Raw genomic sequence first — 24,376 nt, 5'->3', positions numbered from 1 at the left:
TCAAGAGGCCGCTCCGTAGACTACGAAGCGGTTTCTGCCGGTATTCTTGGCTTCGTAGAGTGCCGTGTCGGCGCGGCGCAGCACATCGCTCGCGCTCTCGCCGGGATCGGCAAAGGCAATGCCAGCCGAACAGCTGTAACGGAAATCCGGCACATCGCTCAGCGGCGATGCCTCTGTCAACGTCGCCAGCAGCTTCTGCATGGTGCTTTCCGCGCTCAGCATTCGCGAACCGCTGAGAACGAGCAGAAACTCCTCACCGCCGATCCGCCCCACCAGATCGTCCCGGCCGATCGCAGCGGAAAGCCGGGTGGCGAAATCCTTAAGGACGAGATCGCCGCAGGCATGCCCGAAACGGTCGTTCACCGCCTTGAAGTGGTCGATATCCATGATGATCACCGCAAGCGCCTGCGCCTTGTTGGGGCCAAGCATCTGGTTGAGGATATCCATGGCATAGCGGCGGTTGCCGAGGCCCGTGAGTTCGTCGCTCAGCGCCGATTTCAGCGCCCTGTCGCGCTCCTGCCGCAGATCGCGCAACTGGATGCCAAGCTCGGAAACATCGGTCACGACACACAACATCCAGCCGCCCGGCAGCGTCGTTTCCGTCGTCAGCATCCAGCGTCCATCGTTCAGGCTGGTTTCGATGGTGCGGTAAGGCAACTTGCCGCGCCTTGTCCGCGCCGAGCGCAACCACAGTTCGAAATCGGTGGTTTCGACCGCCGTTCCTGTCGAGCTGCGATACCCGCCGCGCATCAGCTCCATCCAGTTCGGAAAACCGTCCGGAGCCATGCCCAGCGCCTCGCGGAAGGCCGCATTGGCAAAGCGCAACTCATCGCTGCCATCGAAAAGGGCATAACCCTGCTGCGATGACGCCATGAGGTTCATAAGCTGGGAATGGAAAATTTCCACGTCGCCGCGAATGAGGACCTCCGGCCCGGGCGGCACATCTTGGAGGGCGGAACATGCCTGCTTGCGGGACATCTGGACTTCCGGGTTACAACGCGACAGCTACAATTAAGAAAGCTCCCTGAGGATATAGCCTTTATTTATACTTTGCGATTGCGAAAAAATATTTAATTTGCATCGCAAAACTGTATTTATAACGAAAAATTACTTTATTCTAATGTTTTAATAAACCGAGAAGTGGCGCTTGCCATTCTGCCGGGCCTGTGCAATCAACCGCCCTCCTCTGACATCGGGATGCCAAATGCGTCCCTTATTCTCACGCCGGGCCGCCTTTGGGCCGGGCGAGCATTTCTATCGGCGACAAGGATATGGCGATGACGCAAAAGCGGGCACTGGGCCTCGATTTCGGCACGACCAACACGGTCATGGCTCTTTCCGACGGCGGCGGCGAAAGCCGCTCCATGCAGTTTACCAGCAGCGCTGGCACGGATGACAGCATGCGCACCGCGCTCTCCTTCATGAAGGATTCGGGCCTTGGTGCGGCTGCCCTGCACGTGGAAGCGGGCCACGCAGCCATCAGGCAATTCATCGACAATGCGGGCGATTGCCGCTTCCTTCAGTCGATCAAGACATTTGCGGCCTCGCCGCTCTTCCAGGGTACGTTGATCTTCGCCAAGCGCCAGAGCTTCGAGGATTTGATGGACGTGTTCCTGCGCAAGCTGAAAACCTATGCGGGCGCAGAGTGGCCAAGCGACGTCTCGACCGTCATCGCCGGTCGCCCCGTGCGTTTCGCCGGCAGCAATCCGGATGAGACGCTGGCGCTCTCCCGCTACAACGAAGCGCTGACGCGTGCCGGTTTTCCGGAAATCCACTATGTCTACGAGCCGGTGGCGGCCGCCTATTATTTCGCCCAGAGCCTGAAGAAGGACGCCAATGTGCTGGTGGCGGATTTCGGCGGCGGCACCACCGACTATTCGCTGATCCGCTTCGAGACCCATGCCGGCAAGCTTTCCGCCACCCCCATCGGCCATTCCGGCGTCGGTGTCGCCGGTGACCATTTCGACTTCCGCATGATCGACAATCTGGTTTCGCCGGAAATCGGCAAGGGCAGCAAGTTCAAGAGCTTCGACAAGGTGCTGGACGTGCCTTCCGGCTACTACGTGAATTTCGGTCGCTGGAACCAGCTGTCGATCTTCAAGACCTCGAAGGAATTCACCGATCTGAAATCGCTGGTGCGCTCGGCGCTGGAGCCGGACAAGCTCGAACTCTTCATCGATCTCGTGGAGCATGACGAGGGTTATCCGCTTTATCAGTCGATTTCCGCCACCAAGATGGCGCTGTCCTCGGCCGAAGAAGCGGAATTCAACTTCGCGCCGCTCGGCAAGGCCGGCCGCAAAATGGTCAAGCGCAGCGACTTCAACAACTGGATCGCCGACGACCTCGCCAAGATCGAGGGCGCGCTGGACGAGGTTCTGGAGAAGACGCAAGTCGCGCCTGAGGCAATCGACAAGGTGTTCCTCACCGGCGGCACCTCCTTCGTGCCGGCGGTGCGCGAGCTTTTCACCCGTCGTTTCGACGCGGACCGGATCGAAACCGGCGGCGAGTTGCTCTCGATTGCCCATGGTTTGGCCATGATCGGCGAAAGCGGTGACATTCAGCGCTGGACAGCGTGATTTACGGGTTCCCCGGGCGGGGAACATGGGATAATTTCACCCCATGATCGCCGCTCACGACCTCTCCCCGGCCGAACTCGCCGCGCTTCTGCATTTCCATGCGGATGCGGGCGTGGACTGGTTGCTGGAAGACGGACCTGTTGACCGTTTCGCCGAATTTGCCGCCTCCCGCCCTGCCCGACCGGCAGCGCGTCAGGAAAGCTCTGCGCCCGCACACCAGATGGACAGCGGCACGGAGCGTCGTGCCGATGCTCCGCAGCGGCAGACGGCAGGTCGCAGCGCGCCGACGAGAGGCGCGCCGCCTGCTCCGGCACTTCAGCAGAATGTTGCCATGCCGGACGAACAGGCCGTGGCGGCTGCCCGTTTTGCGGCTGAAAGCGCAAGGTCGCTTTCCGAACTGAAAATCGCGCTTGAGGGTTTCAGCGGCTGCAACCTCAAGAACAGCGCCCGCAACACGGTATTCACCGAAGGCGACCCTGCTTGCGCCGTCATGGTCATCGGCCCGATGCCGGATGCGGATGACGACCGCGAGGGCCAGCTTTTTGCCGGCAAGACCGGGCTGCTGCTCGACCGTATGCTGGCCGCTATCGGCCTTGACCGCGCACGCATCATGCTCGGCAATGTCGTGCCCTGGCGTCCACCGGGCAACCGCCCGCCGACTCAGGCCGAAATGGATATTTGCCGCCCCTTCATCGAGCGCCAGATCGCACTTGCGGAGCCGAAACACCTGTTGCTTCTTGGCAACTTGACCGCACGTTTCTTTTTCGGCGGCACCGGAACGATCCATACGCTGCGCGGACAGTGGCGTGATGTCGCAGCCGGGCACCTGGTTTTACCGGCGCTGGCGAGCCTGCATCCGCAGGAACTTCTAAACGCACCTGCCAGCAAGTCATTGGCATGGCAGGATTTATTGGCGTTTCAGGCAAAAATCTCCGAAGGCTGATTGCCTGATTCTTACTCAGAGTAAACGAAGTATGAAAGAAGCCATGCGTATTACGCATAACAGCGGCGCGCTGACCCGGCTTGCCGAATCCATGCTGCACTGCGATAAGCCAGCCTGTGTCTTGGGAGGAATTCGGTTTAAGGAACCAAGGCAATGACCACTCGCTTCCGTCCGGTACATTCCGGCTTTGAAACGCTCCGACTGGCGGGCCTCGGCCCTCGCTCCAGTCAGGGTTACCATCGTTTCGGCGCTGCCGCTAACGAACAGATGACCGCACGTGCTGCCATGCAGCAGGTTCGCGTCACACGTCCTGCAGCTGTCTTTGCGGATTTCCGCGAGCGCTGAAAGCACTCAGGCCGGTGTAAAACCGGTCCATATCTTTGATTGCGCGCTGGCGTCTTTCTTCGGGAAGGCGCCTTTTGCATTTGCGGGACTAGGCGCCGACACGACAACGGCTCTGGCATCGACGATGCCGCATGTTTGCGACCTCCGTCAAATTTGGTGCGTCACCCCTGCGGCGTGGAGGCCTTGCGTGCCGCGCGTCTCGCCAGGCCCAGCTGGTGCTCGCGGAAAATGATGAAGATGCCGGCGAAAATCACGATTGCCGTGCCGATCAGCATGGTGAGCGTTGGAATGTCTCCGAACAGGATATAGGAGACCGCTATCCCGAAAACGATGGAGCTGTATTCGAAGGGCGCGATAGTGGAGACCTCCGCGTGGCGATAGCTCTCCGTCAGGAAGATCTGTGCGACGCCGCCACAAATGCCGCTGGTGATCAACAGCACGGCCTGCTTGGTATCCAGAGCGCTCCAGCCGAAGGGTACGCTGACGAGCGACAGCAAGGTGGCCGTGAGCGAGAAATAGAGAACGATGGTCGGCGTCTTTTCCGTTTCCACCAGTTGCCGCACCTGGATCATTGCGAGACCGCCAAGTGTTGCCCCGCAGAGCACGGCGATCGCGCCCAGCCCCTCGCCCGCGGCAAAACCGCCTTCACGCAACAGGGTCATCTTCGGCCACAGGATAACCAGCACGCCCATCATGCCAACGAAAACCGCGCTCCAGCGGTAGATGCGCACTTTCTCGCGCAGGATGAAGGCGGCGAACACGACGCGCCAGCAGCGGGGAGGCATAACCGATGGCGATGAATTCCGGCAACGGCAGCAGCGTTAGCCCGTAAAACCCGCAGGCCATGGAGAGAATGCCGAGAAACCCGCGCTTGAAATGGCCGATGAGATTGTTGGTGTGCAGCGCGCTCGTCAGCGCATGCAGCCAGGCAAGATAAACGACGATGGGGATGATGGCGAAAGCGGAGCGGAAGAAAGTGATCTGACCGGCCGGCACATCGGGACCGGAGGCCTTGATACAAGTCTGCATCACCAGAAAAAAGCCAACCGAAATCAGCTTCAGGCTTATCCCCCGAAAGGGATTTGTCGGTTCGGCGTTCATCGGCAGTTACTCATATCGGCTGCGCAAACACGCCATCGGGAGATTGTTCATGCGGGGGAGGACGACGCGGGGGAATTGGATTTGCCCAAGGCTAGAGCATTCCCGAAGCGCTTTACAACAAAAAATGTTATTTACCCATGAATTCCGTTGATCTGGTGAGGCGCAGGATTGCTTTCCCCGGCTTGTGGCCTCCTCACCCCCATTGTTCAGGCCTTCAGCCCTGATGGCGACGTGAGAATCAGACCAAAAGCGACACGCGCTAAAATTTGAAGAAAATAAAATACAATTTCAGCAATCGTTCAACATTTGCTGGCATGGTCCGCAGGTCCGGCAGCGGCAGGATCGTCTGCAGGGCCGGCAAAGCCTTCCATGGCAGGACAGAACGTCCTCCCGATGCGCACATGATTGTGACGAATACTCTACCTATTTTACATCCGGGCCTTATGACGACATGATGCCCGGAGGACAACGACAAAGTTATTCAGGAACAGTCATGCGAACAGACACGGGCCAGATCGTTCACCTGGCAGATTACCGCCCCACCGATTTCGTTCTGGAGCGGGTGGATCTCACCTTCGAACTCGACCCCAAGAATACCAAGGTCGAAGCCCGTCTGATCTTTCATCGCCGAGAGGGCGTCGATGTGTCAGCGCCGCTCGTTCTCGATGGCGACGAGTTGATGCTTTCGGGCCTGCTGCTCGATCAGGTGGACATTCCCGCAAGCCAATATGACGCGACGCCCGATAGCCTGACGATCCGCGATCTGCCTGCGGGGACGCCCTTCGAGATCTGTGTCACCAATTACATCAATCCGCAGGTCAATACGCAGCTGATGGGGCTTTACCGCACCAACGGCGTTTATTGCACCCAGTGCGAGGCGGAAGGTTTCCGCCGCATCACCTATTTCCCGGACCGGCCCGATGTTCTGGCACCCTATACGGTGACGATCATCGCCGCGAAGGAGGGCAATCCGCTGCTGTTGTCGAACGGCAACTTCCTCGGCGGCGGCAATTACGATGAAGGCCGCCACTTTGCAGCCTGGTTCGATCCGCACCCGAAACCCAGCTATCTCTTTGCGCTTGTCGCCGGCGATCTCGGCGTGGTGGAAGACACGTTCACCACCCTTTCCGGCCGCGAAGTGGCGCTGAAGATCTATGTCGAGCATGGCAAGGAGCCGCGCGCGGCCTATGCCATGGATGCGCTGAAGCGCTCGATGAAGTGGGATGAGGAACGCTTCGGCCGTGAATACGACCTCGATATCTTCATGATCGTCGCCGTGTCCGATTTCAACATGGGCGCGATGGAGAACAAGGGTCTCAACGTCTTCAACGACAAATTCGTGCTGGCCGACCCGGAAACTGCCTCCGATGCGGACTACGCCAATATCGAACGCATCATCGCGCATGAATATTTCCACAACTGGACCGGCAACCGCATTACCTGCCGCGACTGGTTTCAGCTGTGCCTGAAAGAAGGCCTGACGGTCTATCGCGACCAGGAATTTTCCGCCGACATGCGCTCGCGCCCGGTCAAGCGCATCGCCGATGTGCGTCACCTGAAATCGGAGCAGTTTCCAGAGGATTCCGGTCCGCTGGCCCATCCACCACGCCCCGATACCTATCGCGAAATCAACAACTTCTACACGACGACCGTTTATGAAAAGGGCGCCGAAGTCACCCGCATGATCGCCACGATCCTTGGCGAAGACGACTTCAAGAAAGGCATGGACCTTTATTTCGAACGTCATGACGGCGAAGCGGCGACTGTTGAGGATTTCGTCAAGAGTTTTGCCGATGCCAGCGGCCGCGACCTGTCGCAGTTTTCGCTGTGGTACACCGAGGCCGGCACGCCGCTCGTCTCCGTTTCCTCCGCTTACGATGCCGCCAAGGCGACCTTCAGGCTGACGCTGGAACAGACCGTCGCACCAACGCCCGGCCAACCGGTGAAGCAACCGCGTCATATTCCGCTGTCGCTGGCGCTGATTCTCGACAATGGCCAGATCGCCGAGCCGCAGGCTGTCACGGGCGGAGAATACCGCGACGGCGTGCTGCATCTGACCGAACGCAACCAGACATTCTCCTTCTCCGGCATTTCATCGCGCCCAGTGCTGTCGCTCAACCGCAGCTTCTCGGCGCCGATCAACCTGCATTTCGAACAGAGTGCTGCCGATCTGGTGCAGGTTGCCCGGCACGAGACGGATATGTTTGCCCGTTTCCAGGCGCTTACCGATCTCGCTTTGCCGGCGCTGATTGCCGCTACCAGGGCCGTGCAGAACGGCCAAGAAGTACGCTCGGACGCCGACCTCATCGCAACGCTGATCGAAATCGTCGGCGATGCTTCGCTTGAACCCGCTTTCCGCGCACAGGCGCTGGCGCTGCCGAGCGAAACGGACATCGCTCGCGAACTGGGCGGCAATACCGACCCGGACGCCATCCACAAGGCACGTAACGCGACGATCAAGGCCATTGCCACGGCCGGTATCGAGACGCTCCGCGGGCTCGCCGACAGCGACGGCAATGGTGAAGCCTACAGCCCCGATGCCGACAGCGCCGGACGGCGTTCGCTTCGCAACGGCGCGTTGAGCTTCCTTGCTTTTGCTGAGGGAACGCCTGACAGGGCGGCAAAGGCCTATGCCAGCGCCACCAACATGACCGATCTTGCGCATGCGCTTGGTGTACTGACCCAACGTTTCCCCGACAGCACGGAGACAAAGGAGGCGCTTGCCGCCTTCGAAGCCCGCTTTGCCGACAATGCGCTGGTTCTCGACAAATGGTTCTCGCTACAGGCCGCCATTCCCGGCGACGGCGCGCTGGAACGTATCAAGGCGCTGATGACGTCGAAACACTTCATCGCCTCTAATCCCAACCGGGTGCGGTCGCTGGTGGGCACGCTCGCCTTCTCCAACCCGACCGGTTTCCACCGCGCCGATGGTGCCGCCTATCGGTTCCTCGCCGAGCAGATCATAGCTATCGACAAGCGTAACCCGCAGCTTGCCGCGCGCATTCTCACCTCCATGCGCTCCTGGCGGTCGCTGGAAGCAAGCCGCGCCGAACACGCCAAGGCAGCACTTTCGACGATCGCCGAAGCAAAAGGTCTTTCGACGGATGTCAGCGATATCGTCGGGCGTATTCTGAAAGGATAATGCCCGGCGAACATTCGCCAACTCCCCTACTCCGGACAATGCCTGTGCGCCGTCTTGATTTCCGTCAAGGCGGCGCAACGCATTGCGCGACACAATCGTCAGCGACAGGCCGGAACGCGGCCGCAAGCGGAAAGGGACTTCAAATGACGGATATTTCCAACACCAGCAATTCGTTCCAGCGTTTCATCACCGAAGCCCCGGCCCATCAGGCTGTCTGGCTTCAGGCCGTTCAGGGGCTGGGTGCGGCGTCCACGCTGGATGCCAAGACGCAATGCCTGGTCTATATCGGCATTCTCGCCGCACTGCGGCTGGAAGGCGGCGTGGCATTTCATGTGCTGGAAGCCAAAGCGCATGGCGCAAGCCGTGACGACATCATCAGCGCGGTGCTGACCGGGCTTCCCGCCGCCGGAAACGGCGTTCTCGGCGCACTTGGACCTGCTCTTGAGGCTTTCGACAAGGCTTGAGAACCACCGGACGTAACATACCGGAACGTCCCAGACCGACTATCGGGGTGTCGGTTTTTCCAATGCCTGGCGCCGCTGTGCAGACCGTAACGCGCTGTCCCGAAAAAATACGGAGTCGGTTCAAGGGGTTAAAATTCTTTTAACTTTTGCCTCTGGACACGGCGAATCGCATTTGATTCACTATGCATATTCGAGCGGCGGCGCTTCGAATCAGTGGGGATATCTTGAAGGCGGGACAATGACGAACGTGCGGCGGGCGACTGCGGGCGATGAGCGGCCGTATGCCAAATTTTCTGATCTTGCGGCCTGGGGCGAAAGGCTTTCCAGCGACCTGATGGGTTTGATGAACGGCTCCGACCGCCCGATGCCGCAGGTCGAGACCCTGCTGAAGCGCCTCATTCCCATTCTCATTCTTGCATTTCTCGTCGTCATCGCGGCGTCACGCATGCTGGGCATCGTTGCCGAATATAGCCGCATGGAAGAGGCCGCCCGCCACTCTACCGCACTGACAGCGCTGACGGCCAAAGCAGCCCTTATCAACAACGGTATTGTCTTTGCCTCGCAAGAGCGCACCCGCGCAGAGGCGAGCCTTGCCGCAGCGCTGCCTTCGGGCAGCCTTGCTGATGGCACCATGGTGCTTCTGTCGGGCAGCAACGGCCGGATTTTCGCCGGCGCCGGCAAGGGCGCCACGCTTTATATCGGCACCTCCCTGCCGGCTTTGCTTCCCGAAATCGCCATTGTTCAGCGTTTTCCCGGCGCGCCCGGCACCATCGAAACGAATATCGACAACCAGCCGCATTATGCGACGATGATCCCCTTCGGCGACGATGGAGGCATGGTCATCGCGGCGCGCTCGCTTGAGCCGATCCGTTCTTTCTGGCGCAGCGAAATCGCAATGAACGTGACGCTGTTTGCCGGAATCTCCTCGATCCTTCTCGTCGTGCTCTACGCCTATTACATGCAGGTCAAACGCGCCCGCGATGCCGACGACATCTTCGCCGAATCGAACCTGCGGGTGGAGACGGCGCTGTCACGCGGCCGCTGCGGCCTGTGGGACTTCGATCTTTCCACGCGGCGCATGTTCTGGTCCGGCTCGCTCTACGAAATCCTCGGCAGACCGCCGAAGGCCGCACCGCTGTCCTTTTCCGATGCGGCGCGCATGATGCATTCCGAAGATGGAAACCTCTACGAGCTTGCCCGTGCTGTCGGCTGCGGTGATCTGCGCCAGATCGACCAGATCTTCCGCATGCGCCACGCGAAAGGCCACTATGTCTGGCTGCGCGCCCGCGCCCAGGTCATCCGCACCAATAACGGCCCGCGCGTCATCGGCATCGCCATGGACGTGACCGAGCAGCACCGCCTTGCGCAACGTTATGCCGAGGCAGACCAGCGCCTTGCAGACGCCATCGAATCCACCTCGGAAGCCTTCGTGCTGTGGGACAAGAACGACCGTCTCGTCATGTGCAACACCCATTACCAGAAGGCTTACGGCCTGCCGGACAGCGTTCTGGTAGCGGGCACCGAAAAGAGCGCCGTGCAGGCGGCTGCGGCGCGCCCGGTCGTGGAGCGGCGCGTTGCGGACCCCGATCAGTCCGGCCTTTCGCGCATGACGGAAGTGCAGCTTGCCGATGATCGCTGGCTACAGATCAATGAACGCCGCACCCGTGACGGCGGCCTCGTCTCCGTCGGCACCGACATTACGCTTCTGAAACGCCATCAGGAGCGCCTGCGCGACTCCGAACGCCGGCTGATGGCCACCATCGGCGATCTTTCCGCCTCGCAGCATAAGCTGGAGCGGCAGAAGACGGAGCTTTCAGACGCCAACGCCAATTATCTCGCCGAAAAAGAGCGCGCCCAGGCGGCAAACCTCGCAAAGTCCGAATTCCTCGCCAATATGAGCCATGAACTGCGCACGCCGCTCAACGCCATTCTCGGCTTTTCCGACATCCTGCAAAACGAGATGTTCGGGCCGGTTGGTTCGCCGAAATATTCCGAATATGCCCGGGATATCCACGACAGCGGCAAGCACCTCCTAAATGTCATCAACGACATTCTCGATATGTCCAAGATCGAAGCCGGCCATATGCGGATCAACCGCGAGACAATCGATCTCGCGCCGCTTATCGAGGAAACCCTGCGGCTGACCGCCATCCAGGCGGAACAGAAGAACATCACCGTGCAGCAGAAGGTCTGCGCCGGGCTGACGATGCAGGGCGACCGCCGCGCCATGAAGCAGATCATGCTCAACCTTCTGTCCAATGCCGTGAAGTTCACCGGCAACGGCGGCCGCGTAGCGCTGCGCACCCATGTGCATCAGGCCGCCATGATCCTCACCATCGCCGATACCGGCATCGGCATTCCCGCCGAGGCGCTCGACAAGATTGGCCAGCCCTTCGAGCAGGTGCAGAGCCAATACGCCAAAAGCCAGGGCGGCTCAGGCCTCGGGCTCGCCATCTCGCGCTCGCTCGTCAGGCTGCATGGTGGCACGATGAAAATCCGCTCCTGCGAAGGCAGAGGCACGGTGGTGACGATTATCATCCCGCATGCGGCAGGGTGCTGTGGCACGGTGCATTGAGGAATATTGGGCTATGCCCGCTGCGTTGCAGTAAGTGACGGCAGAACGCGCGATACCCACTATCACCCGCCATTCTTCACCGTTGCCACAAACGCCTTCCTGACAACCTTCGCCAGCCGCTTCACCTCGCCCTCCAGCGTGGAAATATCCGGGCAATCCCCGGCCCGGCAAACCAGATCGATAAGACCGGCAGGCGCTTCCTTCGGATTGAAAGCACCGTCGATGCACAGCCGCACGATCTGCGATATCTCGGTGTAAAGCGCCGTCGCCGCCATGCAGTCGTCGAAGGATTGCTGCTCCATCACCGGGGCGGCCAGCACCTGCAATGCCTCTGCCGTGTTGCGACCCGGTTCGTGCGGCTGGAGACCCCTGGCGGGACCGACCAGCGCCAGATATTGGGCGATGAATTCGAGGTCGATCAGGCCGCCATTGATGAGCTTGAAATCCCAGATGTTCTCCGGCGGCTTCTCCTGCTCGATGAGGCTGCGCATCTCCAGCACGTCAGCAGAAACCTTCGCCACATCGCGTTTTTGCGAAAGGATCGAGGCGATGATGCCGCGCGCATCTTCCATCAGCGAGGCTTCGCCACAGATCAGGCGAGCGCGGGAAAGCGCCATATGTTCCCAGGTCCAGGCTTCCTCGCGCTGGTATTTCTCAAAGGCGGAAATGCGCGTCGCCACCGGCCCCTTGTTGCCGGAGGGGCGAAGCCGCATGTCCACCTCGTAAAGCACGCCCTCGGCTGTGGGTGCCGATAGTGCGGCAATCAGCCTTTGGGTGACGCGAGTGAAGTAACGCACCACATCGAGCGGTTTTGCGCCGGTCGATTCATGGGCGGCATCGTCGTAATCGTAGAGGAGAATGAGGTCGACATCCGAACCCGCGGTCAGCTCGAAGGAGCCGAGCTTGCCCATGCCCATCACGGCCACGCGCCCGCCCGGATATGGCCCATGTGCCGTCTCCATCTCCGAGAGAACGGCATTCAGGGCCGCTTCAATTACCAGATCGGCAAGATGGGTGAAGGCGCGGGCGGCGATCTCGCCACGGATCGCGCCTGTCAACAGCCGCACGCCGATGAGAAAGCGCTGCTCGGCGGCGAAAATACGGAGCCGGTCGAGAATATCCTCGTAGTGGCGGGCATTGGAGAGGAAATTGCCCATGCGCTGGGCAAGATAGTCGCGCGTCGGCACGTCGCTCATCAGCGCCGGGTCCAGCATGCCGTCAAAAACATGCGGGCGGGCGGCGATGATTTCGGCAAGCCGCGGGGCCGACGACATGATCGTCACCAGCAGCGACAGCAGCGCCTGATTGTTGCCGAGCAGCGAGAAGAGCTGGATGCCCGCCGGTAGCCCGGAGAGGAAATTATCAAAGCGCAGCAGCGCCTCATCCGCCCGCTTGCTTTCGCCAAAGGCGCGCAGCAGATCCGGCGTCAGCTCCGTCAGCCGCTCGCGTGCCTCGACGGATTGAGTCGCCCGGTACCGGCCATTGTGCCAGGTGCGGATGACGCGGGAAATATCCTCCGGCCGCTGAAAACCAAGTGCTGAGAGGGTTTTCAGCGTATCTGGATCGTCCTTCTGGCCAGTGAAGACCAGATTGCCTGCCTCACCGGAGAGTTTCGTCTCCTGTTCGAACAGCGCCGAATAACGGCGCTCAACCAGCCGCAGCACCTTTTCCAGCTTCTCGGAAAACGCCTTGGTATCTTCAAAACCGAGCATGAAGGCAATGCGCTTCAGTTCGGTTTCGGTGTCGGGCAGCACGTGGGTCTGCTCATCGCGCACCATCTGGATGCGGTGTTCCACTTCGCGCAGGAACCAGTAGGCTTCAGTCAGGCTATCGCGCGTTTCGGCATCGATCCATTTCGCTTCGGTGAGCGCCGCCAGCGCCTCCTGCGTCGCGCGGACCCTGAGCGCCAGCATACGGCCGCCGGCAATCAGCTGCTGCGTCTGCGCGAAGAACTCGATCTCGCGGATGCCGCCGCGTCCGAGCTTGACGTTATGGCCCTTAACCGCAATCGCGCCATGGCCCTTATGCGCATGAATCTGCCGCTTGATGGAGTGAATATCGGCAATCGCCGCGTAATCGAGATATTTGCGGAAGATGAAAGGTGTCAGTTCGCGCAGGAAATTTTCACCGGCCTTCAGATCGCCGGCCACCGGCCGCGCCTTGATATAGGCGGCGCGTTCCCAGTTCTGACCCCTGCCCTCGTAATAAAGCAGCGCCGCTTCCACTGGAATGGCGAGCGGCGTCGAGCCGGGGTCTGGCCGGAGCCTCAAATCGGTGCGGAAGACGTAACCGTCTGCCGTGCGTTCCTGCATGATACGCACGAGGCGGCGCATCATGCGGCCGAAATTCTCTGTCGCAGCATAGGGATCATCGATAATGCCAGCAGAGGGTTCAAAGAACACCACTGCGTCGATGTCCGAGGAATAGTTGAGTTCACGCGCGCCGAGCTTGCCCATGCCAAGCACGATCAGGCCGGAACCTTCGCTTGGCGCGGCAACGTTCTTAAGTTTGAGCTTGCCGGTCTCATGGCCGACAAGCAGCAGGTGGTCGATGGCGGCCGACAGCGAAGCATCCGCCATGTCGCTCAGCCAGCGCGTGGTATCGCGGGCAGTGAAGATGCGCGCCAGATCGGCAAGCGCGGCGACAAAGGAAAGCCGACGCTTGGCGATCCTCAAGCGCGACATCACCTCGTTTTCGACGGGCACGCCGCCCTCTTGCCCCGGCTTCCAGCAATCGCGCGCTTCACGGACGAGAGCGGCCAGTAGTGGCTCCAGCGGCTTCGAAATCGCGAGCGTCAGCAGCCCCTCATCCGCCGCAGCCATGTCGCGCAGATAGGGCGACAGCGTGAAAGCCGCAGCGATGAAGTCCTTCAGCGGGCTTTCGGCGGCAAGAAGCGCGGCCACAGCTGGCTCGCCCTTGGCGATATCCTTCAGCGTGGAGAGAACGGATTTCAGTTCCGTCTGCGTATAGGGGCGGATAACTCCCGGCAGAACCTCGCTCAGCCGCCTTTCAGCGGTTTCCCGTTTCGTCACTGTCTCTCTCCCTCTCCCGAGCGACCCATCCTTGCGCTTCGACCGTGCCTGATTCTCAGGAAGGATCGCTCCCCGCAAAATCGTCCTGCCGCCACGCATTGTCGAAGCTTCCGGGCGCATACACTCCGCGTTGTAACAAATGCGTGGCGCTTTGCGATCAGGAAAACCGTTTTTGCCGATCTTTTCCGAGGTCCGGCCTGCGGAAGCGCCATTTCAGTCGTGGCCGGCAATCTCGCGTAATGTCTCCGCAATTATGCCCACGTAGCGTCCTGCTCAACGAAACCCGACTCCCATGTTTTGCAACGCTTGATGCTGCAACGGATATGATCATGAAACAGATTTTTACAGTGAAATGGCAAAAGAACCTGCGTGCAATGGCGTTGTGCCTGACCGCGCTGCCCCTGGCGCAGGGCATCTGCACGCCCGTCCTCGCTGCCGATCTCGGCAAATCGGACAGGTTCGCCGAACCGCAGGGCAATTTCGACAATGCCCGCTACAGCAGTTCCAGTGAGTGGAAAATCACACTTGGCGTGGGTGCTGCCTACGCTCCCAAATATGAGGGCTCGGACAAGCTGGAAGCAGGCGCGGTTCCCCTGGTTTCCGTTGAGTATGGAGATACGCTGAGCATCGATTTCAGCGGCGTCACCGTCAACCTGCTGAACAGCAACGGCTTCAGACTGGGCGTGAAGGGCGGCTGGGAAGCCGGGCGCAAGGAAAAGGACGACAAGAAAAATCTTCGCGGAATGGGTGACATCAAGGCGGGCGGCGTGGTCGGCGGTGTTATCGCTTATGGCATCGATCCCTTCGAGGTCTATGCGAAGGTGGACAAGACCATCAGCGGCAGCGAAGGGTTGACCGCAACCGTCGGCGCCAGCGTTTCGCACAAAGTCGACCAGTTCATCCTTGGCGCGGACCTCTCCGCCACCTGGGCGGACGACAAGCACATGAAATCCTATTTCGGCGTCACCTCGGCCCAATCCGCCCGTTCCGGCCTGCGCCGCTATGACGCCAAGGCAGGCTTCAAGCGCATCGACGCCAGCGCCTCCCTCACTTACCTTATGACCGAGAACTGGTCGATCACCGGCGCCGGCGGTGTTGGCTTCCTGCTGGGCGATGCCAAGGAAAGCCCCCTTTCGAAAAAGGATATTCAGCCGTTTGCGATGGTGGGCGTGGCTTATACGTTCTGACCCGATGGCGACGTGGCGTTGCGGGGATGCGTAACCATCTCCGCAACGCCGTCACGTGTCTGTCCCGCCGCCTGAAATTGTCGCCTGCCCTGGGCGGAGGATCGTCGCTAAGTTCAGAGAATCCTGTCCCTGTATTCCGGCGGCGCCACCCAGCATTGCGCACGTTTTCCGAACCAACGGTAGCGATTGCGGGCGACAAAACGATAGACGGGATCGCGCAGAAATGCGGGAATTATGCGCAACATGCCAAGCAGCCGCCAGGGCATGCCAAGCGCCTCATAGATAGCAAGAACGCCGTCGCTATCCTGTCGCACCCTGTCGCCATCGACAACGAGCAGGCTGACCGGATTTTTGGGGTCCATTCCGTGCCGCCGGTAGATTTCCGTGCCGACGGCTCCCTGCATGGAGGCCAGCCGGAAATATCCGGCCTTGTCATGCCGCAGTACGAATTGCGCATTCACCGAACACAGCACACATTCGGCATCGAACAGAATGATCGGTCCATGGTGGTCGCCGACCAAGGGGGCCATGTTTGCCATCGATCATAAGTCCTTTTGCCGATCGCGATGCGATCCCCTCATAAAGTGCAGCTGTAGAACCTTATAAGATATTCTTCCGATCATCTTTCAATTCAATCTCGAAAGACGATTATTTCTCGGAGGTGAACGAATTTCCGCACAAATAGCGGTGACCAGCCGGTGCTGGTGTCGGCGGCGTTGGACAGCGCGGCTTACTGGGTCGAAACGGGAAAGATCATCGAGACGGTCAGGCCCGGGCAGACGGAATTTGTAGTGTCGGTGTCCGACAGCGCGAGCGATCCGCCGTGCAATTCCATCACGGCCTCCACCAGCGACAGGCCTAGCCCCGTGCCGGGTTTGGAGCGACTTTCGTCCAGCCGCACGAAACGTTTCAGCACCTCGCCGCGCTTGTCGGCGGGGATGCCGGGGCCGTTATCGGAGACGGACAGCACGATGGCGTCCGGTTCGCTCACCAGACGCACGATGAGTTTTTTGTCGCTCTCGCATTCGCAGGCATATTTCATGGCGTTGTCGATGAGGTTTGAAAGCGCCTGGCCGATCAACTCACGGTTGCCCTGCACCGAAAGACCGGGTTCGATCTCGGCCTCAAGCGTAAGTCCCGCGTCCTCGGCCACCGGTTCGTAAAGTTCGGCGCTGTCGGCGGCGATTGCCGACATGTCCACATCGGTCATTTCGGCGGCGATGGAGCCTGCCTCGACGCGGGAAATCATCAACAATGCATTGAAGGTGCGGATCAACTGGTCGGATTCGGCGATGATGCCTTCGAGTGCCGCGCGGCGTTTCGTCTCGTCGTCGTCATCCAAGGCGGCGGCCGCCTTGTTGCGCAGCCGCGTCAGCGGTGTCTTGAGGTCGTGGGCGATGTTGTCGGACACCTGCCGCAAGCCCTCGTTCAGCTTTTCGATACGGCCGAGCATGGCGTTGAGCGAGCCGGACAGCCGATCGAACTCGTCGCCGGAGCGGCCCTGCGGCAGGCGCTGCGAAAGATCGCCGGCCATGATCTTCTTGGTCGCTGCCGACATGCGGTCGATGCGTTTCAAGGCATTGCGGCCGATGCCGAACCAGATGAGCAGCGCACCGGCGCTCATGATGGCAAGCGCCACCATCAGCGCATTGCGCACCAGCGCCCGGAATTTGGTGGGCTCGCCGAGATCGCGGCCGATCAGGATGCGCAGGCCGTTGTCCAGCATGAAGACATTGGCGGTCGCCATATGCTGCACGCTGTCGCCGCTTTCGGAATAACGTTCGTAACGGAAGGGGAAACCCGTCCAGCCCTCCTTGTCAAACACGCCGGGCTGCACGGAAGCGACGTTGCCTGCAAGGATTTCGCCATTGGGGCCGGCGATGATGTAAAGGCTCGCCCCCGGCTGGCGGGCACGGCGCTCCATCATCCGCAACAGCGGGTTGATGCCGCCGCGATTGTAGATGCGCTGCACATCCGACACTTCCTGCAGCACCGCGTCACGCGTCTGCTGGTTCAGCAGCCGTTCGGAAAGGGCGGTGACATAAAAGACCAGAAAGGCTGCGCAGAGCGCAAACAGCAGGATATAGAGCGCAGAAAGGCGCACCGCTGTTGACCGGAACAATATTCTGAGGCGGACCATTTTCGCCAATCAGCCCTCGTCCTTCATCATGTAACCCGCGCCGCGAATGGTCTTCAGCAGCGGCTTTTCGAAGTCCTTTTCGATCTTCGAACGAAGGCGGGACACATGCACGTCGATGACATTGGTCTGCGGGTCAAAATGATAATCCCAGACGTTTTCCAGAAGCATGGTGCGGGTCACCACCTGGCCGGCATTCTTCATGAGATATTCCAACAGGCGGAACTCACGCGGCTGCAACAGGATTTCCTTGCCACCGCGCCGGACATCGTGGGAAAGCCGGTCAAGTTCGAGATCGCCGACACGGTAGACCATATCCTGTTCGGGTTTGCCCTTGCGGCGGCCCAGCACTTCGATGCGGGCGAGAAGTTCGGAAAAGGCATAGGGTTTGGGCAGATAATCATCGCCGCCGGCACGCAGGCCGGTCACGCGGTCGTCCACCTGCCCAAGCGCCGAAAGAATGAGAACCGGCGTCTCGATGCCGCGCCGGCGCAGCTCGCTGATGACGGAAAGTCCGTCGCGGCGCGGCAGCATGCGGTCGATCACCATCACGTCATAGGAATTCTCGCAGCCCATGAACAGGCCGCTTTCACCATCGCTCGCGTGATCGGCAACGATACCGACTTCCCGGAACGCCTTGGTCATATAGGCCGCAGCCTCGAGATCGTCTTCAATAACAAGAATCTTCATGTGCGGGACAATAGCGCCCTCGCCCTTTTCCGCACAACCGGAAACAGATGCGACAGACATTTCCTGAACCTTGTTTTCCATGAGATTTCCTCCTCGGTGCTGACTGGACCGGCTTTGTGGGTCCTTGTCTTCTCCCCGGCGGGGGGAAGGTGGCCCGAAGGGTCGGATGAGGGGGCAAGGGCGCGGTCTATCGCTGGCCTTGCCCTTGATCCCGCTGCCACGACCTTCTCCTCCCTCGCGGAGAAGAAACAAGCGGCACGCGCGTTCCACATACTCTGTCCCGCCCTCAAGGGGGAGACACAGTCCCGAGCGACGCCGGCTCGAAGAAGAACCGGCGTCGCATCTCAGATTATCAACCCTGGTCGATATCCAGTGCGATGAAGCGGCTGCCGCTGTCCGTCTGGATCTGGAACAGCGCCTTGGAGCGTCCGTCCTTCTTCGCCTGCTCGAGAACCTTCTCGATATCGGCGGCAGAAGCCACCTGCTGGTTGTTGACGGAGGTGATCTTCTCACCCGTCTTCAGGCCACGGGCAGCGGCGTCGCTGTCCGGATCGACATCAGTGATGGCAAGGCCGTTGCCGTCGTCAGCGGGCGCAACCGTCAGGCCGAGGCTCGACAGCACCTTTGCGCTGGAAGGCTTGCTGCCACTGTCGTTTTCCTGGCCCGGCGTTGCTTTGGAGGCATCGTCGCTTGCGAGATCGCCAAGCGTCACGGTGACCGACTGCGACTTGCCGCCGCGCCAGAGCGAGATTTCAACCTTGCTGTTTGGCGTCATGCTGCCGATACGGCGCGACAGATCGCGGGCATCCTTGACCGGGTCGCCATTGACGGCAGTGATGATGTCACCCTGCTTGATGCCAGCCTTGTCGCCCGGCGAACCGGACTGCGGCGAGACGACGAGCGCGCCCTTCGCTTCGGCAAGACCAAGCGACTCGGCAATGTCCTTGCTGACGGGCTGGATCTGCACGCCGAGCCAGCCGCGTTCGACCTTGCCGTCCTTTTGCAGGTCGGCGATCACGTCCTTGGCAACGGACGACGGGATGGCGAAAGCAATACCGACATTGCCGCCGGAGGGCGAGAAGATCGCGGTGTTGATGCCAACGACTTCACCGTTGAGATTGAAGGCGGGACCACCAGAGTTGCCGCGGTTCACGGCGGCGTCGATCTGCAGGTAATCGTCATAGGGGCCGGAGCCGATATCGCGGCCACGGGCGGAAACGATGCCCGAGGTTACCGTGCCGCCGAGGCCGAAGGGGTTACCGACGGCTACGACCCAGTCACCGACGCGAATCTTGCTATCGTCGGCAAACTGCACATAGGTGAACTTGCGGTTCACATCGACCTTCAGCAGCGCCAGATCGGTACGCGGATCACGGCCAACGAGCTTGGCTTCGAGTTCGGTACCGTCATTCATCACCACCGTGTAGGCGGAGCCGTCATCGACAACGTGGTTGTTGGTGACGACATAACCGTCTTCGGAGATGAAGAAGCCGGATCCTTGAGCGACGGGGCGCAGCGGACCCTTGCCGTCACGGTGACGGTTCGGACCACGGTCGGGACGGTCCTGGTTGGGGCCGCCGAATTCCTTGAAGAAGCGCTTCAGGGGATGGTCGTCCGGCAGCTGGTCGAGACCACGGCCGCCGAAATTGAAGGAAAAGTTGCTGGAATCATCGGAAGCGGGCTGCACGTTCGACTGGACGCGAACGGAGACGACGGCGGGCGAAACCGCCTCGACCACATTGGCGAAGCTCGGAACCTGCGGCGCAGTCACCTCGACCGGAGCGGCAAAGGAATGAACGATCGGTGCGGCGATGCCTGTGGAAAGCATCAGCGCGGCAAGACCGCCAACGGTCGTTGCCTTCAGAACCGTCTTCAACGAGGAGCGTCCGTTTTGCGAGTGAGACATGGTGTACCTTCTTTCTTCATTCAGACTGGAACCCGTTTGACCGGGGGAGAAGCGGTGGATGATGAAGATATAGGAGGCGACACCTTACAGCGAAGTGTCTGACGAATGAAAAAACCGTAATGTTGAAAAAGAACCGAGGACGGATATGAAAATCGGTTATTTTTCAATGATATTACGAATTCTCTCTTCTTCGTCCGCGCTCAGTTTTTCCGGCCGCTCCTGGGTGGCGCGCCGACGCGAAAAAACGAGGATGGCGAATATTCCCGCAAGCGCCAGAACGATGGGCGCGCCCCACAAAAGTGCGGTGCGCAGGCTGAAACGCGGTTTCAGCAGCACGAATTCGCCATAACGAGACACGACGTAGTCGACTACAGCCTGATCGCTATCGCCTGCCACCAGCCTGTCCCGCACCAGGACGCGCAGGTCCCGTGCCAGTTCGGCATTGCTGTCATCGATCGACTGGTTCTGACAGACCATGCAGCGCAGTTGAGACGTGAGATTGCGCGCGCGCTGTTCCAGTGCGGGGTCTTTCAGCACCTCGTCCGGGTTGAAGGCGAAGGCCGGCCATGACGTAAACATGAGAACGAGAAGGAGCGTGAGCCCCGCCACAACCTCCCTCATTCCGCCGCCTCCGGCATCGCGGCCGTTTTTGCCGGCTTCGCCTTGCGGCTCGGTGCGCCCACCCTCAACCGTCTGTCGGAGAGCGATATCAAACCGCCGGCCATCATGAACAGCGTGCCGCCCCAAATGCACAGGATGAAGGGTTTCCACCAGATGCGCACGACCATGCCGCCATCCGCCATCGGGTCACCGAGCGAGACGTAGAGCTGGCTGAGGCCGAAGGTCAAAATGCCCGCTTCCGTGGTCGGCATTCGCCGTGCCGTGTAGAGCCGTTTGGAGGACCAGACGTCGGCCACTTCCACACCCGCCTTGCGTATGGTGAAATGGCCGCGATCCTCGGTGAAATTAGGGCCGACTGCATGGCGGATGCCATCGAAGGTGAGACTGTAGCCGCCCGCCTTCGCCTCCATGCCCTGCTTCATTTCAAGAACGGTTTCGGTCTCGAAGGTGGTGACGGTGACGATGCCAAGCACGGTGATGCCAAGCCCCATATGGGCCAGAGCGGCGCCGAAGGCCGAACGCGGCAGGCCCTTGAGGCGTCGAAAAGCGATGCCGAAGGCCAGTTTGCCGAAATTGGCCCGATACCAGAGATCGGCAAGCGCCCCGAAGACCAGCCAGAAACCGGCTGCGATGCCAAGTGCGGCGAGCACCGGGCCGCCGTTCTCCACGTACCAGAGCGTCAGCCCGGCAAGGGCTGCAATGGCGGCCGCCACATAAAGCCGCTGGAAAGCGCCGAGAAGATCGCCGCGCTTCCAGGCGAGCATCGGCCCGAAGGGCGTGACGATCAGGACCGGGATCATCAGGAGGCCAAAGGTGAGGTTGAAGAACGGCGCGCCGACCGAGATTTTTTCGCCTGTCAGCGTTTCGAGAATGAGCGGATAGAGCGTGCCGATCAGTACTGTTGCGGTCGAGACCGTCAGGATCAGATTGTTGAGGACCAGCGCCCCTTCGCGTGAGATCGGCGCGAACAATCCACCCACCTTCAGCGAGGGCGCCCGCCATGCGAACAGCGCGAAAGCTCCGCCGATGAAAACGGTAAGGATGCCGAGAATGAAGATGCCGCGGCTCGGATCGGTGGCGAAGGCGTGCACGGAGGTCAAGACGCCGGAGCGCACGAGGAAGGTGCCGAGCAGCGACAGCGAAAAGGTCATGATCGCCAGAAGCACGGTCCAGATTTTCAGCGCTTCGCGCTTTTCCATGACGAGTGCCGAATGCAGCAGTGCGGTGCCCGCAAGCCATGGCATGAAGGAGGCGTTTTCAACCGGATCCCAGAACCACCAGCCGCCCCAGCCGAGTTCGTAATAGGCCCAGTAAGATCCCATGGAGATACCTGCCGTCAGGAAGGTCCATGCGGCGAGCGTCCACGGCCTTACCCAGCGCGCCCAGGCCGCATCGATCCGGCCCTCCAGAAGTGCAGCGACGGCGAAGGAGAAACAGACGGAAAAGCCGACATAACCGAGATAAAGCAGCGGCGGATGTATGGCGAGGCCGAAGTCCTGAAGGACAGGGTTCAGGTCCTGCCCTTCGGCCGGCACCCGCTCCAGACGCATGAACGGATTGGAGGTGAGCAGGATGAACAGCAGGAAAGCGACGGAAATCCAGGCCTGCACGGACAGCACATTGGCTTTCAGCGTTTCCGGCAGGTTGCGACCAAAGACGGCAACGAGCGCGCTGAAAAACACCAGGATCAGCAGCCACAACAGCATGGAGCCCTCATGGTTGCCCCAGACGCCGGTCAACTTGTAGAGCATCGGCATCAGCGAGTGGGAGTTTTCCCAGACGTTCCGCACGGAGAAATCCGAAACCGCATAGGCCCGCGTCAGCGCCGCAAAGGACAAGGCCACGAGCAGGAACATCACGACGGAGCCGAGCGAGGCAATATCCATCAGCGCCCGGTCGTTGCGGCGCGCGCCGATCACCGGCAGCGTCGAGACGATCAGCCCCACGGCGAGTGCCAGAACCAGAACGTAGTGGCCGATCTCATTGATCATTTTATCGCTCCGGTCTTGTCGGCTGAAGCTCCCGCAGGAGAAGGCGCTGCGCCGGAAGGTTGCCCGCCCTCTCCGGTGTTCTGCCACAGGCCCTTGTCTTTCAGCCGGTCGGCCACTTCCTTCGGCATGTAGTTTTCGTCATGCTTGGCCAGAACGCTGTCGGCAACAAAGCCATGGGTCGCGGCATCGAAAACGCCTTCCGTCACCACGCCCTGCCCCTCGCGGAAAAGATCGGGCAGAATGCCGGTATAGCTGACGGGCACGTTTGCTTCACCGTCAGTCACCGTGAAGCTCACCGTGCGGCCCTCCCCGCGCTTGACGGAGCCTTCCGCCACCAGCCCACCAAGGCGGATGCGGGTGCCGGGATTGACCGGCGTCTTCTCCAGATCGGCCGGCATGTAGAAATAGGCTATGGACTGGCCGAAGGCGAACATGACGAGCAGCACGGCCGCGACGATGAAGCTCATGCCGCCCCCGATGATTGCGAGCCGTTTCCGTTTGCGGGTCATTGCGTCACTCCCTGCGGCATCGCGCGCCCTTGCCCGTCCATGCGAACGGGTCCGGCGGAAACTCCCAATTCCTTCGCCAGCGCCAGTAGCTGCTTACCCTCTTCGCCCTCAGGCGGGAAAACCTGCAAACCGGCTCTCAGTGCCTCGCCCGCCTTCGCTGCATTGTTCAAGACGGAATAGGCGCGCACGAGGCGCATCCAGCCTTCGAAATCACCGGGATTTTCCTTGAGCTTGGCGTCGAGGCTCGCCACCATGCCCTCGATCATCGCCTGCCGGTCGGCGGGCGTCATGTCTTTCGCCGCCGCCACGTCGCCTGCGGTCGGGCCGGGCGCTGCCTCGCCGCCGGTTCTGGCGATATGTTCCCGCACCAGCGGCAACCATGGCGCACCGGCTGGTGCATCCGCCGCCAGTGCTGCAAAGGCCGCACGCGCCTCCTGCGCCTTGCCCGCCTGCTCCAGCGACAGCGCCAGATAAAAGCGGGCGCGTGGATTGCCGGGTCTCAGCCGCTCGGCTTCGGCAAAGGCCTCACGCGCAGCCTCGATGACGATGCCGTCATTGCTCGCCACCAGTGTTTCGCCAAGTCCCGTCAGCCGTTCTGTGCTCGGCCCTTGCAGACGAAGCGCGTTGCGATAGGCAAGCTCGGCATCGCCAAGCCGCATCGTCTTGAAATAGATCGGCGCCAGGATATCCCAGCCTGCACCGTCGTCGGGGTTTTCGGCCAGGTGCCGCTCGGCACGGGCGACCAGAAGGTTCATGTCGTTACCGGGTTGCTCCAGACGTGCCTCGAGCGGCATGTCCGGCACTTCCGGACTTCCCTTCCAGATGTAAAGACAGAGGCCAAGTGCGGGCAGCAAAACGGTAATCAGGGTTACGGCGAGATTGTGCCGCAGCGGTCGGGCGCTGCTTTCAGCGTCTTGACGGGTATCGGCTGCGGCAAGCAGCCGGCGGCCGATTTCGGCGCGGGCATATTCCGCCTCCGTCTCGCCGATCAGGCCAGCGGCACGCTCGCGGTCCAGTTCGGCAAGCTGGTCGCGATAGACTGCAACCTCGCCGTCGCGGCGCGTCTGCGACACCTCGGTCTTCCGCATCAGCGGGTACATCAGGACGATGGCGACAGCCGCCGTCAATATCGCAACGACAATCCAGAACATATGGCT

17 protein-coding genes and 1 pseudogene are annotated in these 24,376 nt (G+C 60.7%); 7 read left to right on the top strand and 11 right to left on the bottom strand.

Going from position 1 to position 24,376, the window contains the following annotated elements; translation table 11 throughout:
* Nucleotides 1-978 (bottom strand): sensor domain-containing diguanylate cyclase, encoded by a 978-nt coding sequence (locus QE432_RS17775; protein ID WP_038490403.1) that lies wholly within the window; start codon nucleotides 976-978, stop codon nucleotides 1-3.
* Between the two features lie 299 nt (nucleotides 979-1,277).
* Between QE432_RS17775 and QE432_RS17770 the strand changes: the two genes are divergently transcribed.
* The 3 genes from QE432_RS17770 (at nucleotide 1,278) to QE432_RS17760 (ending at nucleotide 3,864) form a co-directional block, all read left to right on the top strand.
* On the top strand, nucleotides 1,278-2,576 hold the full coding sequence (locus QE432_RS17770) for an Hsp70 family protein (protein WP_003512167.1): 1,299 nt from the start codon (nucleotides 1,278-1,280) through the stop codon (nucleotides 2,574-2,576).
* Nucleotides 2,577-2,619: 43 nt separating this feature from the next.
* Complete coding sequence (locus tag QE432_RS17765) at nucleotides 2,620-3,519, top strand: uracil-DNA glycosylase (protein WP_003512166.1); 900 nt, start codon at nucleotides 2,620-2,622, stop codon at nucleotides 3,517-3,519.
* 153 nt (nucleotides 3,520-3,672) lie between these two features.
* The gene (locus tag QE432_RS17760; RefSeq protein ID WP_003497027.1) at nucleotides 3,673-3,864 is read left to right on the top strand and encodes a hypothetical protein; all 192 of its coding nucleotides are present in this window, start codon (nucleotides 3,673-3,675) and stop codon (nucleotides 3,862-3,864) included.
* A gap of 161 nt (nucleotides 3,865-4,025) precedes the next feature.
* On the opposite strand, the pseudogene QE432_RS17755 reads toward QE432_RS17760, so the two are convergent.
* Nucleotides 4,026-4,965, bottom strand: a pseudogene (locus QE432_RS17755) (DMT family transporter).
* A 493-nt stretch (nucleotides 4,966-5,458) separates the two neighbouring features.
* Between QE432_RS17755 and pepN the strand changes: the two are divergent.
* From pepN to QE432_RS17740, 3 genes are all read left to right on the top strand, one after another.
* Entirely contained in the window at nucleotides 5,459-8,107 is a 2,649-nt protein-coding gene (gene pepN / locus QE432_RS17750; protein WP_306625149.1) for an aminopeptidase N, read from the top strand.
* Nucleotides 8,108-8,250: 143 nt separating this feature from the next.
* Nucleotides 8,251-8,571, top strand: a complete 321-nt coding sequence (locus QE432_RS17745) for a carboxymuconolactone decarboxylase family protein (protein WP_003512161.1) — start codon at nucleotides 8,251-8,253, stop codon at nucleotides 8,569-8,571.
* A gap of 238 nt (nucleotides 8,572-8,809) precedes the next feature.
* Nucleotides 8,810-11,146 (top strand): PAS domain-containing sensor histidine kinase, encoded by a 2,337-nt coding sequence (locus tag QE432_RS17740; RefSeq protein WP_019564062.1) that lies wholly within the window; start codon nucleotides 8,810-8,812, stop codon nucleotides 11,144-11,146.
* A gap of 62 nt (nucleotides 11,147-11,208) precedes the next feature.
* On the opposite strand, the gene QE432_RS17735 is transcribed toward QE432_RS17740, so the two are convergent.
* Nucleotides 11,209-14,178, bottom strand: coding sequence for a bifunctional [glutamine synthetase] adenylyltransferase/[glutamine synthetase]-adenylyl-L-tyrosine phosphorylase (locus QE432_RS17735; protein WP_306625147.1), 2,970 nt, complete (start codon nucleotides 14,176-14,178; stop codon nucleotides 11,209-11,211).
* A gap of 323 nt (nucleotides 14,179-14,501) precedes the next feature.
* Between QE432_RS17735 and QE432_RS17730 the strand changes: the two genes are divergently transcribed.
* Entirely contained in the window at nucleotides 14,502-15,365 is an 864-nt protein-coding gene (locus tag QE432_RS17730; protein WP_162690529.1) for a MipA/OmpV family protein, read from the top strand.
* Nucleotides 15,366-15,478: 113 nt separating this feature from the next.
* Here the strand turns inward: QE432_RS17730 and QE432_RS17725 are convergent, their stop codons facing one another.
* The 8 genes from QE432_RS17725 to ccmI form a co-directional block, all read right to left on the bottom strand.
* Nucleotides 15,479-15,904, bottom strand: coding sequence for a thiol-disulfide oxidoreductase DCC family protein (locus QE432_RS17725; protein WP_065661211.1), 426 nt, complete (start codon nucleotides 15,902-15,904; stop codon nucleotides 15,479-15,481).
* A 191-nt stretch (nucleotides 15,905-16,095) separates the two neighbouring features.
* Nucleotides 16,096-17,505 (bottom strand): sensor histidine kinase, encoded by a 1,410-nt coding sequence (locus tag QE432_RS17720; protein WP_111783210.1) that lies wholly within the window; start codon nucleotides 17,503-17,505, stop codon nucleotides 16,096-16,098.
* A 9-nt stretch (nucleotides 17,506-17,514) separates the two neighbouring features.
* Nucleotides 17,515-18,273 (bottom strand): response regulator transcription factor, encoded by a 759-nt coding sequence (locus QE432_RS17715; RefSeq protein WP_013635754.1) that lies wholly within the window; start codon nucleotides 18,271-18,273, stop codon nucleotides 17,515-17,517.
* Between the two features lie 271 nt (nucleotides 18,274-18,544).
* Complete coding sequence (locus QE432_RS17710; protein WP_003512147.1) at nucleotides 18,545-20,098, bottom strand: Do family serine endopeptidase; 1,554 nt, start codon at nucleotides 20,096-20,098, stop codon at nucleotides 18,545-18,547.
* 156 nt (nucleotides 20,099-20,254) lie between these two features.
* Nucleotides 20,255-20,719, bottom strand: a complete 465-nt coding sequence (locus QE432_RS17705; RefSeq protein WP_306625144.1) for a cytochrome c-type biogenesis protein — start codon at nucleotides 20,717-20,719, stop codon at nucleotides 20,255-20,257.
* The gene (locus QE432_RS17700; protein ID WP_306625142.1) at nucleotides 20,716-22,710 is read right to left on the bottom strand and encodes a heme lyase CcmF/NrfE family subunit; all 1,995 of its coding nucleotides are present in this window, start codon (nucleotides 22,708-22,710) and stop codon (nucleotides 20,716-20,718) included. Before QE432_RS17700 ends, QE432_RS17705 begins: the two co-directional genes overlap by 4 nt.
* Nucleotides 22,707-23,219, bottom strand: a complete 513-nt coding sequence (gene ccmE / locus QE432_RS17695; RefSeq protein ID WP_306625140.1) for a cytochrome c maturation protein CcmE — start codon at nucleotides 23,217-23,219, stop codon at nucleotides 22,707-22,709. The genes QE432_RS17700 and ccmE overlap by 4 nt, the downstream gene beginning before the upstream one ends.
* A complete protein-coding gene (ccmI, locus tag QE432_RS17690) occupies nucleotides 23,216-24,370 on the bottom strand; it encodes a c-type cytochrome biogenesis protein CcmI (protein ID WP_162693163.1) in 1,155 nt (384 codons plus the stop codon). The genes ccmE and ccmI overlap by 4 nt, the downstream gene beginning before the upstream one ends.
* Nucleotides 24,371-24,376: the final 6 nt, after the last annotated feature.

The organism is Agrobacterium sp. SORGH_AS_0745, assembly GCF_030818995.1.
Classification (GTDB): Bacteria; Pseudomonadota; Alphaproteobacteria; order Rhizobiales; family Rhizobiaceae; genus Agrobacterium; species Agrobacterium tumefaciens.
Note: the sequence above shows the minus strand (reverse complement) of the source record. Positions and strands in the feature narration are given on the sequence as shown.